We start from the raw sequence: 14,455 nt of genomic DNA, 5'->3' as shown, positions 1-14,455 counted from the left end.
GCGTGAAAAAACTGATTTGACAGCCTAAAGGAAATTGTTCCTAATTTCGATGCCGTCCGGTTTGGGAGAGAAAGCAAGTGATCCAGTACGAATCGCGCGAAGCGGCGGGCGAGCAGGCGATGGAAGAGTTGCGGGCGATCGCGATGTCGCCGCAATCAAGGGCCGCGCTGATCGCGAGGCGCATCGACAGGGATACGCGATCAATCGCCGCGGCGATGAGAGAAATCCACGGCGGGTGCTGGCGCGTGCTTATCGATCACGATGTCGGCGTGGTCGCTGTTTCGCGGGATTTCTCGGCACCGCTGGGCTCGCCAAGCGCGAATCTGGCATAGGTCAGCACGGCGGCCTGAACCTCCCGCGGCGCCGCCGCCAGACGCGTGAAAACCTCGCGCAACTCGTCGCTGCCATCGATATCCTGCGGTAAGCCTTCGCCGGTGATCAGCCATGCTTCCCTGACCCGGAAAGCGCGCGCATAGTCCTTGGCCGCACGGGTGATGCCGGTCCTTCCGCTCTCGTGCTGGATGTAAGTGTTATAGTTGAAGCCGAAACGCTTCGCGGCGGCCTTCGCATTGTCGAAGCCGCGCATCTCGCGCGCCTGGCGTAAGCGCGCCGCCTGCTCGTCTATTCGGGTTACATCCGTCATGGCGTGACTTTTTCACATTTTCGACGTGAGTTTCTACTTGACAGATTGATGTGACTTTCTCACACTATCGGTCATGATGGATCATTCGTTCGAACTAGACACGGCTGTCGATGTGGTCGCCCTGCGGGGCGAACTCGGTTGGACGCAGCAGCAGCTCGCGGACCATTGCGGCGTCGACCGCTCGACCGTCTCCACCTGGGAGACGCGGCCGCCGACCAAGGGGCCGGCGCTGATCCTGCTGCGCCAACTCATGGCTGCGCTTTCTCGCCAGCCGCAGCGGTCCTCCGCCAGCAACCCCGACGATTTCGACGCCGCCGCCCCTGCGGTCGTCGCTGCCGGCCCCGATTGCCCCTCCCAAGCCGGGGCCGGCCTTTCTTTTCAGCAATTCCACGAGACGGCGGACAAATGAGACATCGAGCATGCTGGCCTCCATAGGGGCTGTTTAAGACACCGCCACATCACCATCACCGCAGCATTCCCACCACGGGAAACGACGCCGGATTTTCCCGGCGCGGGAAAGCTTTTGTCCGCGAGGCAATCATGTCCGACAAAATGCCCAGTGCCTGGTTCTATCGGCTGAAAGCCGCTCAGCGCGATCTCATTTCGCGGGCAGGCGGCATCGAGCGATCCGCCGAGATCGCGTCCCTGTCGAAAAGCCAGATCGGCCGCTTCAACAATGCCGGCGACCCGGAACTGATGCCGCTGTCGGCGGTGCTGATGCTGGAGGCCGAATGCGCGGCGCCCCTAGTGACGCAGGTGATGGCCGAACTGAACGGCCGACGCCTTGCCGACGCCGAAGTGGGCGAGGCGGCGAACGCCTGCATCATGGCCAGCCACGCCGAAGTGGTTGTGCAGGCGGGCGAGCTGATGGCCAAGGGCGCCATGGCCTTCGCCGATGGCCGGCTGACACCTTCCGAAGCCGCAGGCATCGACCGGCAGGCCGCATCGCTAGAGCACGCCGTGTCCGACCTGCGCCGCGCCGCGGCAAGCGCGCGCGTCAGCGGGCTGACGGTGGTTGGGGGCGCCAAATGAAAGAGCGCTTCCTCGGCTTCACCACGATCTATGGCGCGCAAGGCGAACATGAGACGCCCTATTTGACGCGCATCTGGATCGGTCGGCTTCGCATGCACATCTTCCACCGCGGCGATGCCGATCCCGATCCGCACGATCACCCCTGGGATTTTTGGACCTTTCCCCTGACCGCCTATGTCGAGGAAGTGGCGATCAAGACGCCCCGAAGCGCGGTCACCTTCAGACAAACCGTTCCTGCCTGGCGATGGTCATTCAGGCCTGCCGAACACACGCATCGCGTGCTTGGTCGCTATGATTTGCTGGCGACGACGGAAGCCGCGCTCCGCGCCTTCATCGTCGGATCTGGCCGAGTGCCGCCGCAATACGGGCCGGGCAAGATCATCACCGTCGTCTGGCAAGGGCGGCCGCGCCGCAAATGGGGCTTTTTGCGCAACCGCGACGGCGCGTGGTGCTGGACGCCTTGGAAAGACTACGTCTTCGCAGGCGGCAAGCACGCGCCCTGCGAGCCTTCGGATGGAGGGGCGTGATGGACCTCAACGAGTATGCCCACGACTGCCATGCCGCCAATCAGCATTGGTGGCATCACCCGAAAACCGGCGAACGGCTGGAGCGCAACAAGGGCGAACTGCTCTGCCTTATTCATTCCGAGATTTCGGAATGCATGGAGGGCGAGCGCAAGGACCTGATGGACGACAAGCTGCCGCATCGCAAGATGGCGGAAGTCGAGCTTGCCGACGCCCTGATCCGCATCTTCGATTACGCTGGTGCTTACGGCTATGACATTGAAGGCGCCGTCCGCGAGAAGCGGGCCTATAACGCCAAACGCGCCGACCACCAGGCCGAAGCACGCCTCGCCGCCAACGGCAAGCGCTGGTGATCGCCATGATCCCCGCCGACACCATCGCCAAGGCGCGCGACATGTCGATCGTCGACGTGGCGCTGGCTCTGGGCGCCGCGCAAGGCGTCAAGATCGATGAGCGCGGCGTGCCGTGCCCGGCCTGCGGCGGCACTGACCGGTTTTCGGTGGACAAGGCCAAGAACGTTTTTCTCTGCCGGCATTCCGGCACCGGCGGCGATCCGATCGCCCTGGTGCAGCATGTGCATCAATGCAGCTTCGGCGATGCGATCGAGCATCTGACCGGCGCCAAGCCGTTGGCCACAGCCAGGCGTGCACCGGCGCAAAGCGAAGACCAGAAAAACATCTATCGCGAAAAAGCCCGCCTGCGCGCCTGGCGCATCTGGCAGGACGGCGCGCCGATCGAGGCCGCGCGTGGCGGCCGCTGGGTGCGCGACTATTTCGCCCTGCGCGCCATCCCTTTCCCCGCATGGCGCATCAAGGCGCTGCGCGAGGTCTCGCACCTGCCTTACTGGCACCGGTCGAAGCCCGACCAGTCCTTCGTCGTTATCCATAGCGGCCCGGCGATGCTGGCGGCGATCACCGGGCCGGACGGCCACTTCATCGGCGTGCACCGCACCTGGCTGGATTTTTCCCGCGCCAACGGCAAGGCGGTGATCGTCGACCCGGAGACGGGCGAGGTCCTCGACGCCAAGAAAGTCGAGGGCAGCCAGAAGGGCGGCAAGATCGTCCTGCGCGACGGTGAGTCCGGCGGTGTCTGCGCGGTGGGCGAGGGCATTGAGACGGTACTGTCGTGGGCCGAAATGCAGGCCAGCGCAGCAAGGGGGCATCTGGCCAAGCCAGCCCTATGGGTCGGCATCAATATCGGCAACGTCGCAGGCAAGGCCGCCGAGCAGATCCCGCACCCTTCGCTGACGATCACCGACGCGCTCGGCCGCAAGCGCCGCCAGAAGGTCGGCGGCCACGAGCCCGACATGGCGGATGCCGATTGCCTGCAGATCCCGGTTGACGATTTCGAACGGCTGATCCTGCTCGGCGATGGCGACAGCGACCGCTTCACCACGCAGGCAGCTATGCTGCGCGCCCGCAAGCGCTTCGAGCTGGCCGGCCATAATGTCGAGATCGACTGGGCGCCCGACGGGCAGGATTTCAATGATGCGCTGCGCTCGATGGCGGCCCCTCGGGCGAGGGCGGTAGCATGAACGCCGATGCATTCTGGAGCAACGGCGCGCGCGACCCCGGCCTGTTCCGTTTCACGGTCAAATGCGACCGGGCGATGAATGCCAAGATCGAGAAGGCGGCACGAGCCGCCGGCATTTCGGCATCGTCATTCGTGCAGAACTTTTTCGAGAAGATCCTTGATCAACCGGCGGTGATGGCGTCGGCCGAGGAAATCGCAGAGACACGCCGCGAGATCGAGACCGCCCGGTCTTGCGGCATCACGGTATCGATGCTTCGCATTCACCGCGCAATGAAGGACGGTGCCAGCGAGCGCGGCACGTTTGCCGATGGCGTCGGCGTCATCGCCGAGGCGACGGGCCTGCCGCCAAGTTCGATCCGTGTGATGATGTCGAAGCTGGTCACCGCCGGCCTGATCCGGCGGCTGAAGAGCGCAGCGCGCGGCACCACGGGGATCTATCACGTGTTTTCGATCGGAGACGATCGATGACGCTGCAGGCCTATCACGATTTCCTTGCGCAAAAACGCGTCGCCGATGTTGCCACCGGCCTGATCAAGCTGCCGGACTTGCCGGAGTTCCTGTTCCCGCACCAGCGCGACATCGTGCGCTGGTCTCTAAGGCGCGGCCGCGCGGCGGTTTTCGCCGGCACCGGTCTCGGCAAGACGCTGATGGAATTGGTTTGGGCGCGCGTTGTCGCCAACCACACCGGCAAGCCGACGCTGCTGCTGGCGCCGCTCGCGGTCAGTCATCAGCATGAGCGCGAGGCGTCCGAGTTCGGCATGTCGGCCAAGGTGGTGACGCGCGACGGTGTCGCCGACGAAACGGCGATCACCAACTATCAGAAGCTCGACCAGTTCGACCTGTCGGCCTATGGCGGCATCGCGCTCGACGAAAGCTCGATCCTGAAAAGCTATGACGGCCACTACCGCACCAGGTTGATCGAGCTGGCCAAGCCGATCCCGTTCCGGCTCGCCGCCACCGCCACGCCCGCCCCGAACGATTTCATGGAGCTTGGCAGCCATGCCGAATTTCTGGGCGTCATGTCATACTTTTCGATGCTGGCGACCTTCTTCACCCATGACGGGTCGGAGACGCGCAACTGGCGGCTGAAAGGCCACGCCGAAAACGACTTCTGGCGCTGGATGGCGTCATGGGCGGTGATGCTGCGCAAGCCGTCCGACCTCGGCTATTCGGACGAGGGCTATGAGCTGCCGCCGCTGACCAAGCGGTTGCATGTCGTCGAGACCGGATCGCACTGGCAGAGCGACGGCCAGTTTTCCATGCTGCCGGTGCTGGCCAAGACGCTGCAGGAACGCAACCACGCCCGCAAGTCGACGATCGACGATCGCATCGCCAGGGCGGTGTCGCTGACGCCGGTCGATAAAACCTTCGTCTGGTGGGGCAACCTCAACGCCGAAACCGAGGGCGTAACAAAACTGATTCCCGGCGCTGTCGAGGTGCGCGGCTCGGATCACGACGACTACAAGGAAGAAAAGCTGAAGGCCTTCAGCCAGGGCAAGATCCGGGTGCTGGTTACCAAGCCCTCGATATGCGGCTTCGGCATGAACTGGCAGCACTGCCACCGCACCGGCTTCGTCGGCCTCAATGATAGTTTCGAACAGGTATATCAGGCGATCCGCCGCTTCTGGCGCTTCGGCCAGAAGGCCGAAGTGACCGCCGACTTCATCGCCGCCGACACCGAAGGCGCGATCATCGCCAATCTCGACCGCAAGGAAGCCGACGCCGAGCGGATGGCCGCCGCCATGGTCCGCCATATGGCTGACCTGTCGTCGGTCGCCGTGCGCGGTTCGACGCTGGACCGTCCCGACTATCAGCCGAAACAGAAACTGCGCCTGCCGCAGTGGGAGGAATTCGCTTGAAAAGGCTCCCCGCCATCAAGGCCGTCGACCAGGTCGTCACCGACCGCTACGCCCTGTATCAGGGCGACAGCTGCGAACTGATCCGGGCGGTTCCCGGCGACAGCGTGCATTTCGGCGTCCATTCGCCGCCCTTCGAAGGCCTCTACAAATTCTCGGGGTCCGACCGCGATTTATCGAATTCCGAAGGCGCCGCCTTCTGGCGGCACTACCAGTTCCTGATCGCGGAAATGCTGCGCATCACCATGCCCGGCCGCATCCAGGCGGTGCATGTCATGCAGCTGCCGACATCGAAGCGCCGCGACGGTTTTATCGGCATGCGCGACTTCCGCGGCGAGGTCATTCGCGCCTGGCAGGATGCCGGCTGGCATTTCCATTCCGAGGTTTGTATCTGGAAAGATGCCGTGGTCGCGCAGGCGCGGTCGAAGTCGCACCGGCTCAACCACAAGCAGGTGGTGAAGGACTCGACCATTTCAGGGCAGGCGCTGGCCGACTACATCGTCGCTTTCCGCAAGCCCGGCGACAATCCCGAGCCGGTGGCCGGCGCGCTAAGACGCTATGTCGGCGAGGGCGACGGGCCGGACTACGCCAAGTTCACCACCGACAATGACAGCCGCAACTGGTATTCGATCGAGGTCTGGCAGCGCTATGCCTCGCCTGTGTGGATGGATATCCGCCAGTCCCGCACCCTGCAATATCTGACGGCGCGCGGCGAAGCGGATGAAGCCCATATCGCGCCGCTGCAGCTCGATGTGATCGAGCGCTGCATCGACCTGTGGTCCAATCCCGGCGACATCGTCTTCACGCCGTTCCTCGGCATCGGCTCGGAAGTCTGGTCGGCGATCCATTCCGGCCGCCGCGGCCTCGGCTTTGAGCTGAAGGACAAGTATTTCCGGCAGGCGCGCCTCAACATGACGCGCGATCTGGCCGACAGGGAGCCGGACTCGCTTTCCGCCGTCGCGCCTCACACAGGCGAGGATGAGGCCGAAGATGCCCCGATGCACGGCGATGATGCCGACGCTGTCCTGGAGGCTGTTTCCTGATGGCCCGTGTACACGCTTGCCTCGAATGCGGCCTCCTTATCCAAGGTAAAGCGGGCACCACGCGCCAGCGCGAGTTCTGCTCGGCCAAGTGCCGCAGCGATTGGAACAACCGCCGCAAGCAGCGCGGTGCCGAGCTTTACGATCTCTACATGGCGCACCGCTTCGACCGCGCCAATGCGCAGGCGCTGCGCGTGTTCCAGGCCATCAACCGCATGGCGTCCAACTTCCGCGAGGAAGACAGAGCGAAGCGCGCCGGCCGGCAGTCGTGGCGCTCCCCGCGAACTGTAATCGAGGAGCGGCCCTATCTGCGCAGCATCACCACGCATGTCCGCATCGGGCGGTCTGGCGGCTGACGCATGCACGAAGACGACGACTTCATGCCGGATTTGCCGGACGACGATCTGCCGCCGCCGGAAGGCGGCGAGGACGGGCCGACGCCAGAGCAAGCCTTGCTTGCTGCCTGCGCGGCCGAGCCGGAGACCGATATCGGCAATGGCCGGCGTCTCCGCCGCCGCTTCGGCGACCTGGCAAAACACCATGCCGGCGCGGCAAGCCATATCGCCATATGCGTCGCGCATATCGGCTGGCACGTCTTCGAGGGCAAGCGCTGGAAAGAGGACGAGGACGGCTCGCTGATCCGCCGGCTGGCGCACAAGACCGCCGAGGCGATCCGCCAGGAAGCGGCGATGATCAACGCCAACGAGGAAGAGGCAGCGACCATTGCCGCCGGCGAGATCGCAGCCGACACGCTGGACCGGATGAACGACAGCAAGCCGCGCCTGCCCGACATCGCCCGACAGCAGACGATCCGCGACAATGAGGAAGCAGTCAGGGCGGCCGAGGCAATCGTCAAGCTGATCGAGGCCAGGCGCGGCCAGCGCCGCCGCCACGCCAAGTCGACGGCCGGGTCATCGAAGCTCAACAATCTGCTGGCCGAGGGCCAGCCCTACATGTCGGCCAAGGTGCAGGACCTCAACACCGAACGCTACTGGGTGAACTGCCGTGCCGGCACGATCGAGTTCTATCAGATGCAGGACGAAGAGCCGGACCCGGATGGCAATGACCGGTTCACCTGGCATGCCCGCATCCGCCAGCATCAACAGGGTGACTTCATCACCAAGATGGTCGAGGCGGACTGGCAGGACGGCACCAAGCCGGACATGCCGGAGTTCAAGAAGTTCCTGATCAAGGTCCAGCCCGACCAGCATATCCGCGCCTTCCTGAAACGCTTCTGCGGCTACTTGCTCACCGGGCTGACGATCGAACAGGTGATGCTGTTCTTCTATGGCGCCGGCCGCAACGGCAAGTCGACCTTCGTCGACCTGCTCTGCTTCATAATGGGCGACTATGCGGTGACGCTGTCGATCGACAGCTTTTCCGGCGACAACAAGCGCGGCGGCGGCGAGGCGACACCCGATCTGGCCCGGCTGCCCGGCGCGCGCCTGGTGGCGGCTGCGGAGCCGGAAGCCGGCGTCAAGCTGAAGGACGCCCTGATTAAGACGCTGACCGGCGGCGAGAAGATCCCGGTGCGCCGCCTGCACAAGGATTTCTTCGAAGTCGACCCGCACTTCAAGATCATCCTGTCGGGCAATCACAAGCCGCGCATCGACGACGATTCGGACGGCATCTGGCGCCGGCTGTTGCTGGTGCCGTGGACGATCCAGATCGCCGAAGCCGATACAGACCGGGCGCTGCCGCGCAAGCTGCGCGCCGAGGCCGACGCGGTCTTTGCGTGGATGGTGGAGGGAGCGGTCGAATACCTCAATCACGGGCTGGATATCCCGGCCGGCGTGCGCGCCGCGTCGAACGAATACCGGCAGGAAAGCGACGCGATCGGCACCTTCATCCGGTTGGCCTGCCATGTCACCGGCAATCCGGACGACAAGGAAAAGCCGATCGACCTCTATCACGCGTTCGAAAAGTTCGCGGCGTCGGAAGGTGTGTTCGCCTTCAATCGCTCGACCTTCGAAAAGCGCTTCGCCAAGTCGGCCGAGCGCAGTTTTGACGGTCCGGACGGCCAGATGAGGCAGTTCCAGAAACACCGGTCAAACGGCGAGACGCACTATCGCGGCATCGGCATCCGCACCGAATGGCAATCGCAAGGCGACCACGGCCACGGTCACGGGGAGGATGAACGGTGAGCGCTCTATTTTGCCGGATGTCCCATCTTCATAATGTCCGCGAGATTCGGCGGTTCGATTGTATCCGAACCATGGCCGGGGGTTCTTCGGAAAAGAGCTTCGAGAATCAGGGCTCTGTCCACTTTGACTTCGGCATCCCTTTCGACAAGGTGCAGGTAGGTTTCGAGCATTGTGTTTCGCTGGCGAGCGTCATCCATCAGCAGCAACGATCGCATATTGAACCTTACAACAATTCTGACCAGCCACAGATACATCGCGATCGGTACCGTTATAAGAAACAGGCGCGATACCGCAGAGATAAGAGCAACCGTGTCGCTTGTTCCTGGCGGGATGTCTTGGAATATCCCCGCGCTCACTTGGTGAAAAAAGCCGATGATTGCCTGATACTGCGAGATTGCGTAGGCGGGCACCACAAGCAAGAGGGCGATCAAAACTATCCAGGAAACGGCATATGCACTCCGAGCTGTCGCCGCGCTGTCCGTCCAGAGCTTTCTAGCGTCCTGCAGTTTGAGTTCTTCGCGGATCGAGGCTTTGAAGGCATCCAGGGCCTTATGAGGCTCAGAGATGCTGTCGTAAAACTTATTCAGGCGACCCGACATATCGGTAAGTTTCATTTGAGCGTCACCCAAGGTGGCGTCAATAGCACTGCCCTGTTGGGATGCAGAGAGCATCCAGTCTGCAATCTGACGCTGCTTGACCGTAAAGTACGCTGCCAGAACACTATCAAGCATCTTCAATGTTTGGTTGGGCTTTCTTTTCTCCGGATCATTCTCCGAGAAATAGGCCAAAGCCTGATCTTTCATTGGATTCTCGCCAGTTTCAGGCAAAAAGGCGATCGGTTCCTCGTCTACATAGAGCTTAGCAAGTCTGCTCATTGCGGTGGGTGTATCGCGCGCCTCGGCGCCATCTTCATCAGCCATGCCGTTCCCCTTCCCAGTGTCGTCGATCATGGAGACCGGTTGAGGCGTTGGCAATGTCCTTTTCCCTTCTCCCCATGGTCTGGCTTCGCGCTGCGAGGCTTGGCATCGCGTCTGTCGGCACTCTGGCCAGTGCCGCTAGTGCCGGTCATGCCCACTCGCCGCGCGACCAGCACTGCGAAAGGGATAGGGAGATCAATCGGTTGTGCCGGAAGTGCCGATAGTGCCGGTTTGCTAGGGGTAATGCATGTGAGGGCTTGGCGATGGGGATAGGGGCAAGAGTTCTTCCTTCATATGCGTTATCGGCGTTCACCCGCACTTCCGGCACTTGGTGCACTTGCCGTCTTTGATTTGCTTGCGAAAGCAAGGGTTTATTCAACTTTGAAAGAGAGTGCAGATAATGAAAAACAGTGCAGCTAGTGCCGATCTCGGTTTTGTGACCAGCAGGAACCGGCCATTGAGCCGAAACGCTGCCGGAAACCGCGCCGGCCCGGTTGAGGATGTCATCGCCTGGGCATGGCGCGACGAGTTGCCCAAAGTTCCAAGGCGCCAGGACGGGCCGATGACCATGGCAGGCGGCTGGGATCGCGCCGGACGCTTTGCCGAATTGCTGTCGCTGGTCGATCTGTTCGGCGTCAACCAGTTCGGCGCCGTTCCCGACTTCTCGGCCGAAAGCTGGCCTTGCCAGGATGCGCAGCTGATCGGCGGCGCGGTGATGGCGCTCGACGACTATGCGCTCGAACTGCCGGAGGACTGGCATCCGGCGCCCGAACTCGACCGCTTCGGCGGCCTTGGTGCCAAGGCGTTGAGTGAGGCCTGGCGGCGCATGACGATCGACGATGGTCAGGGCAGGGTGACGCTGCGGCTGAAGCCGTCCGAACTGATCATCCGCCGCGCGGTGATGGGCTGGGAAGCCGACGGCATGGCGCTGGACGACACCACGCAGGAAATCGAACGGCACGCCAACGGCAAGCCGCGCTATTACCTGCAGACGACGCAGCACCAGCTCACCGGCCGTGTCGTCGACGGGCAGGATGAGACGCTGGCGCGCATCATCGAGGTCAATGGCGTCAACAAGAAGGGCGAGGCGCTGCCCGGCGCCTACACCAAGCCCTATCTCGACCCGAACCCGGTCAATGCGATCATCGCACGGGCCGAGCATGAGATCTGGGTGTCGGCGCTGGCGATGGTCTTCGATGCCGTCGCTGGTCAGATGGAAGATGTCGTGATGCTGCCGAGCACCGTGCCGCTGGCGCCGTGGCTGGCTGATGCGCCCGTGGCGCGCGTACTTCCTGATCTCGTCGGCGACGCCGCCCTTCGAAAGGCACAGCAGGAGAAGGCTGACGCCTCGCTGAAGGCGCGCTTCCCGCGATGGTTCAAACTCTTCGAAAAGCAGCGTGAAAAAATCGCTGCAGCACCTGCTTGACGGGGGCAGTGATTTGGAGGATGTCTTGTCACGGATAAAAAGTTTCGAAAACCCCGCTGCCGATTCGGACGCGGGGTTTTCGCGTTTCAGGGCGCACGATGTCCGTTGAGCTTCATGTCGACGCGTCAGACTTCGAGCACCTGGCGCGCGGCATTGCGCACTTGCCCGAACAGATCAAGGCCAAGGCCGCAGCGCGCGCCATGCGTCGTGTCTCCGATATGGTCAAGACGCGCATCGTCAGGCGCAATGCCGAACGCGTCGATATCCCGCAGTCTCGGGTGAGGGCGTTGACCACGGCGCATTTCAACGCTGGCGGCAACAGCTACGATACCATCGTGCGGTCGAATTGGATTTCGCTTTACAAACTTGGCGCGACCCAGACCGCCAAGGGCGTGCGTGTTCGCATGAGAGGATCTTATAAATCCGCCTTCATCGCAGAGATGGGCAGCGGCCATGCTGGCGTGTTCAAGCGCCAGGGCAAGGCACGGCTGCCCATCCGCGAGCTATTCGGTCCAAACCCTGCCCACGACATCACTAACAATCCCGATGTCTATCTCAAGGTCATGGCTGAGGTGATCGAGCAGTACCTGATGCCTCGCTACCTGCATGAGGTCGAGAACCTCTTGCCCCGCTAGGCACCCCCACCCCTTCGGGTCCTTCCCAGCCCTCCACCCCATGCGGGCCGGGGCGACCCCGAAATCCCGCTAGTGAGGCTGGTCAAAAACTGACCTGACAACCCTGACATCGACGCCATGACAACCTTACAAAGCGATGCCGCTGCGAAGGGCGTCTGGATCTCGATTTCGGATCTGGCGAAGCGCAAGAACATTTCGCGCCAGTCGGCCAAGGAACGCGTCGACCGGCTTGTGTCGAAAGGCCTGATCGAGACGCGGCCGGAAGGTCGGTCGAGGATGATCGACCTGGCCGCCTATGATCGGGCGGTTGGCGAGGTCGGCGACGCCTACCGGGAAACATCGGCCGAAACCAAAAAGGAACCGGCCCCGGCGCACAAGCCGTTGCGCGACGCCCAGACCGAGCGTGCGCAATACGAGGCGCGCCTAAAGGCGCTTGACCTGGCCGAGCGTCAAGGCAAGATCCTGCCCATCAAGGGCGACCACGGTATCGAGAATGCGCTGACAATCGCCGGTGTCATCATCGCCCGCGAGATCGATCGGTTCATGACGGTGGTCGACGACATCGCTGTCGCGGTCGCCAAGGAAGGCGTGATCGGCGCCAAGCGCGTCATGAAGGAAGCGATCCGCGAGCGCCGCGCCCGCGTCGCAGAAGCGCTGGCCGAGGTCATCGCCAAGGGGCAGGCGGCCGAGCGGGACGGTCCAATCTCGACGGATGTCGGCAGCGACCTGGACGACTGAATGCGCATCGATCATTCGCGCTCGGCGCTTGCGGTCGCCGCCGCCGTGCTCATGGCCCAAATCAGGATGCCGGAGCGCCTGTCGCCGTCCGAATGGGCCAAGCGGCATCTGATCCTGCCGGACGGGCCGCGAGCAAACGAACTTTGGGATATCAACCACGGCCTGCACATCGTCGAGATGGTCGACGCCATGGGGCCGGACTCGACGGAGAATGAAGCGGCGGTAATGAAGTCGGCGCAGACCGGTTACACGGTCGCGCTGATCATCGTCGCCGGTCACTCGATCGACACCGATCCGTGCCGGTTGATGATCACCCAGCCGACCAGCGGCGCGCTGTCCGACTTCAACAAGGAGAAATTGCAGCCGGCGATCGAGGCGACCGAACCGCTCGCCGCCAAGGTGCGCCCGACATCATCGCGGTCGTCGGAAGGGTCGACTGCGTCATCCAAGCAGTTCGCCGGCGGCTCGCTGATCCTGGCGCTGGCGTCATCTGCGGCCGAGCTGCGGTCGAAGACGATAAAGAAGGCGCTGTGCGACGAGATCGACCAGTATCCCGACGACCTCGACGGGCAGGGCGATCCGCTGGAAATGATCGAGGCGCGCCAGATTTCGTTCCTGAATTCGGGCGACTGGAAGCGCGCCTTCATATCGACGCCGACCGTCAAGGGCGCGTCGAAGATCGAAAAGAAATATCTGGCTGGCGATCAGCGGCGCTGGCATGTGAAGTGTCCCGGCTGCGGCGATCGTTTCGTCTTCGAATTCGACCGCAAGCATTTTCGCTTTAACGATGCGTTTCCGTTCAATGCGCACTACGTGACGCCGTGTTGCGGCACGATCATCGAAGGGCACGAAAAGACCGCCGTTTACCGAACCGGCATCTGGACCGCGACGGCGCCTCGGCCTGGTGCGCGCCGCAGCTATCACTTCGACGCGCTGTCGTCGCCGCTGGTGCCGTGGGACGAGATCGCCCGCAAGTTCATCGAGGCGGATGGCGATCCGCAACTGCTGAAAGCGTTCTGGAACCTCTATCTCGGCCTGCCCTACGAGATCCGCGGCGACGCCCCGGACCATGTCAGGCTGATGGAGCGGCGCGACACCGAACTGAAGCGCGGCCATATCCCGCCGCTCGGCCTGATCATGGTCGGGTCGGCGGACGTGCAGATGCGCGGCATCTATTATTCGATCCGAGCTTTCGGTCCCGACCGGCAGAGCTGGGTCGTCGATGCCGGCGTCATCGAAGGCGAGACCGACGACCCGCAGGCCGGCGCCTTCCTGAAGCTGGCGAAGGTATTCGAGACGAGCTATCCTGACGCGTTCGGCAGCCGGCGCAAGGTCGATGCCTTCGGTGTCGATTCGGGCTTCCGCAGCCATGTCGTTTATACTTGGGTCAAGGGCCGCCTCGGCTGCTTCGCGCTGAAGGGCCTCGACGGCTGGCACCGCCCGGCGCTTGGCACCGGAACGCCGGTCGATATCGACTTCAACGGCAAGCGCATCCGTAACGGCGCCTATGTCTGGGGCGTTGGCACCTGGTCGCTGAAGGGCGCCTTCTATGACGACCTGCGCAAGGAAGGTTTGAAGTCCGGCAAGGATGCCAATCCCCCCGGCTATATCCATTTCGGCCACTGGCTGGACGAGGTGTATTTCCGCCAGATCACATCCGAATATCTCGGCAACGAGAATTTCAAGGGCAGGGTGCGGCGGGTCTGGAAAGTCAGGGCCGGCGAGGAAAACCACTTCCTCGACTGCGAAGTCTACAATTCGGCACTGGCCGACTATCTCGGCCTGTCGCGCCTGACGCAGGACGATTGGGCAAACCTCGCGGCGCAGCGCGCAGCGCCGGAAATCGCTCGCAACCCGGACATGTTTTCGCCGGCGCCGATTCTGGCCAGGGCGATGCCGAAACCGAAGGAACAGGACGGTGCCGACCGGCCGTCCGCTCCCGCTTCGCCCTCATTCTGGGATTGACC

General features: G+C 63.0%; 16 protein-coding genes. 14 read left to right on the top strand and 2 right to left on the bottom strand.

All coding sequences use genetic code 11. From position 1 onward, the window contains the following. Positions 1–256: 256 nt before the first annotated feature. Positions 257–643: a helix-turn-helix domain-containing protein gene (locus NKI58_RS15995; protein ID WP_352853526.1), complete on the bottom strand. Its 387-nt coding sequence runs from the start codon at positions 641–643 to the stop codon at positions 257–259. Between the two features lie 73 nt (positions 644–716). Here NKI58_RS15995 and NKI58_RS15990 point away from each other — a divergent pair, with 73 nt between their 5' ends. From NKI58_RS15990 to NKI58_RS15945, 10 genes are all read left to right on the top strand, one after another. Beyond that, complete coding sequence (locus NKI58_RS15990) at positions 717–1,052, top strand: helix-turn-helix domain-containing protein (RefSeq protein WP_352853525.1); 336 nt, start codon at positions 717–719, stop codon at positions 1,050–1,052. Between the two features lie 131 nt (positions 1,053–1,183). Next, entirely contained in the window at positions 1,184–1,675 is a 492-nt protein-coding gene (locus NKI58_RS15985) for a hypothetical protein (protein ID WP_352853523.1), read from the top strand. Continuing rightward, positions 1,672–2,202 (top strand): hypothetical protein, encoded by a 531-nt coding sequence (locus NKI58_RS15980; RefSeq protein WP_352853521.1) that lies wholly within the window; start codon positions 1,672–1,674, stop codon positions 2,200–2,202. Before NKI58_RS15985 ends, NKI58_RS15980 begins: the two co-directional genes overlap by 4 nt. After that, positions 2,202–2,552 (top strand): nucleoside triphosphate pyrophosphohydrolase family protein, encoded by a 351-nt coding sequence (locus tag NKI58_RS15975; protein ID WP_352853519.1) that lies wholly within the window; start codon positions 2,202–2,204, stop codon positions 2,550–2,552. Before NKI58_RS15980 ends, NKI58_RS15975 begins: the two co-directional genes overlap by 1 nt. Before the next feature lie 5 nt (positions 2,553–2,557). Beyond that, positions 2,558–3,733 carry a DUF7146 domain-containing protein gene (locus tag NKI58_RS15970; RefSeq protein ID WP_352853517.1) on the top strand — a complete coding sequence of 392 codons (1,176 nt, stop codon included), beginning with the start codon at positions 2,558–2,560 and terminating at the stop codon, positions 3,731–3,733. Then, positions 3,730–4,200 carry a hypothetical protein gene (locus NKI58_RS15965; protein WP_352853515.1) on the top strand — a complete coding sequence of 157 codons (471 nt, stop codon included), beginning with the start codon at positions 3,730–3,732 and terminating at the stop codon, positions 4,198–4,200. The genes NKI58_RS15970 and NKI58_RS15965 overlap by 4 nt, the downstream gene beginning before the upstream one ends. Continuing rightward, positions 4,197–5,591 carry a helicase gene (locus NKI58_RS15960; protein ID WP_352853514.1) on the top strand — a complete coding sequence of 465 codons (1,395 nt, stop codon included), beginning with the start codon at positions 4,197–4,199 and terminating at the stop codon, positions 5,589–5,591. The genes NKI58_RS15965 and NKI58_RS15960 overlap by 4 nt, the downstream gene beginning before the upstream one ends. Then, positions 5,588–6,631, top strand: coding sequence for a DNA-methyltransferase (locus NKI58_RS15955; RefSeq protein ID WP_352853513.1), 1,044 nt, complete (start codon positions 5,588–5,590; stop codon positions 6,629–6,631). The genes NKI58_RS15960 and NKI58_RS15955 overlap by 4 nt, the downstream gene beginning before the upstream one ends. After that, the gene (locus NKI58_RS15950; protein WP_352853512.1) at positions 6,631–6,984 is read left to right on the top strand and encodes a transcriptional regulator; all 354 of its coding nucleotides are present in this window, start codon (positions 6,631–6,633) and stop codon (positions 6,982–6,984) included. Before NKI58_RS15955 ends, NKI58_RS15950 begins: the two co-directional genes overlap by 1 nt. Before the next feature lie 3 nt (positions 6,985–6,987). Further along, the gene (locus tag NKI58_RS15945; protein WP_352853510.1) at positions 6,988–8,772 is read left to right on the top strand and encodes a phage/plasmid primase, P4 family; all 1,785 of its coding nucleotides are present in this window, start codon (positions 6,988–6,990) and stop codon (positions 8,770–8,772) included. Between the two features lie 5 nt (positions 8,773–8,777). Here the strand turns inward: NKI58_RS15945 and NKI58_RS15940 are convergent, their stop codons facing one another. Continuing rightward, complete coding sequence (locus tag NKI58_RS15940; protein ID WP_352853508.1) at positions 8,778–9,692, bottom strand: DUF6161 domain-containing protein; 915 nt, start codon at positions 9,690–9,692, stop codon at positions 8,778–8,780. A gap of 454 nt (positions 9,693–10,146) precedes the next feature. Here NKI58_RS15940 and NKI58_RS15935 point away from each other — a divergent pair, with 454 nt between their 5' ends. The 4 genes from NKI58_RS15935 to NKI58_RS15920 all read left to right on the top strand — a co-directional run bounded on the left by NKI58_RS15935 (position 10,147) and on the right by NKI58_RS15920 (position 14,453). After that, positions 10,147–11,115: a hypothetical protein gene (locus tag NKI58_RS15935; RefSeq protein ID WP_352853507.1), complete on the top strand. Its 969-nt coding sequence runs from the start codon at positions 10,147–10,149 to the stop codon at positions 11,113–11,115. A gap of 98 nt (positions 11,116–11,213) precedes the next feature. Beyond that, positions 11,214–11,750: a phage tail protein gene (locus NKI58_RS15930; protein ID WP_352853506.1), complete on the top strand. Its 537-nt coding sequence runs from the start codon at positions 11,214–11,216 to the stop codon at positions 11,748–11,750. Between the two features lie 117 nt (positions 11,751–11,867). Then, entirely contained in the window at positions 11,868–12,488 is a 621-nt protein-coding gene (locus NKI58_RS15925; protein WP_352853505.1) for a winged helix-turn-helix domain-containing protein, read from the top strand. Beyond that, positions 12,489–14,453 (top strand): phage terminase large subunit family protein, encoded by a 1,965-nt coding sequence (locus tag NKI58_RS15920; RefSeq protein ID WP_352853503.1) that lies wholly within the window; start codon positions 12,489–12,491, stop codon positions 14,451–14,453. The last annotated feature ends 2 nt before the right edge of the window (positions 14,454–14,455 follow it).

Origin of the sequence: Mesorhizobium sp. M0522, assembly GCF_040321085.1 — a bacterium.
GTDB lineage: Bacteria > Pseudomonadota > Alphaproteobacteria > Rhizobiales > Rhizobiaceae > Mesorhizobium.
The sequence above is the reverse complement of the archived record's forward strand: the minus strand, read 5'-3'. Positions and strand labels throughout refer to the sequence as shown.

Bases quoted from the DNA above. Each gene is read 5' to 3' on its own strand.
- NKI58_RS15995 (WP_352853526.1), bottom strand. From the start codon at position 643: ATGACGGATGTAACCCGAATAGACGAGCAGGCGGCGCGCTTACGCCAG.
- NKI58_RS15990 (WP_352853525.1), top strand. From the start codon at position 717: ATGATGGATCATTCGTTCGAACTAGACACGGCTGTCGATGTGGTCGCC.
- NKI58_RS15985 (WP_352853523.1), top strand. From the start codon at position 1,184: ATGTCCGACAAAATGCCCAGTGCCTGGTTCTATCGGCTGAAAGCCGCT.
- NKI58_RS15980 (WP_352853521.1), top strand. From the start codon at position 1,672: ATGAAAGAGCGCTTCCTCGGCTTCACCACGATCTATGGCGCGCAAGGC.
- NKI58_RS15975 (WP_352853519.1), top strand. From the start codon at position 2,202: ATGGACCTCAACGAGTATGCCCACGACTGCCATGCCGCCAATCAGCAT.
- NKI58_RS15970 (WP_352853517.1), top strand. From the start codon at position 2,558: ATGATCCCCGCCGACACCATCGCCAAGGCGCGCGACATGTCGATCGTC.
- NKI58_RS15965 (WP_352853515.1), top strand. From the start codon at position 3,730: ATGAACGCCGATGCATTCTGGAGCAACGGCGCGCGCGACCCCGGCCTG.
- NKI58_RS15960 (WP_352853514.1), top strand. From the start codon at position 4,197: ATGACGCTGCAGGCCTATCACGATTTCCTTGCGCAAAAACGCGTCGCC.
- NKI58_RS15950 (WP_352853512.1), top strand. From the start codon at position 6,631: ATGGCCCGTGTACACGCTTGCCTCGAATGCGGCCTCCTTATCCAAGGT.
- NKI58_RS15945 (WP_352853510.1), top strand. From the start codon at position 6,988: ATGCACGAAGACGACGACTTCATGCCGGATTTGCCGGACGACGATCTG.
- NKI58_RS15940 (WP_352853508.1), bottom strand. From the start codon at position 9,692: ATGGCTGATGAAGATGGCGCCGAGGCGCGCGATACACCCACCGCAATG.
- NKI58_RS15930 (WP_352853506.1), top strand. From the start codon at position 11,214: ATGTCCGTTGAGCTTCATGTCGACGCGTCAGACTTCGAGCACCTGGCG.
- NKI58_RS15925 (WP_352853505.1), top strand. From the start codon at position 11,868: ATGACAACCTTACAAAGCGATGCCGCTGCGAAGGGCGTCTGGATCTCG.
- NKI58_RS15920 (WP_352853503.1), top strand. From the start codon at position 12,489: ATGCGCATCGATCATTCGCGCTCGGCGCTTGCGGTCGCCGCCGCCGTG.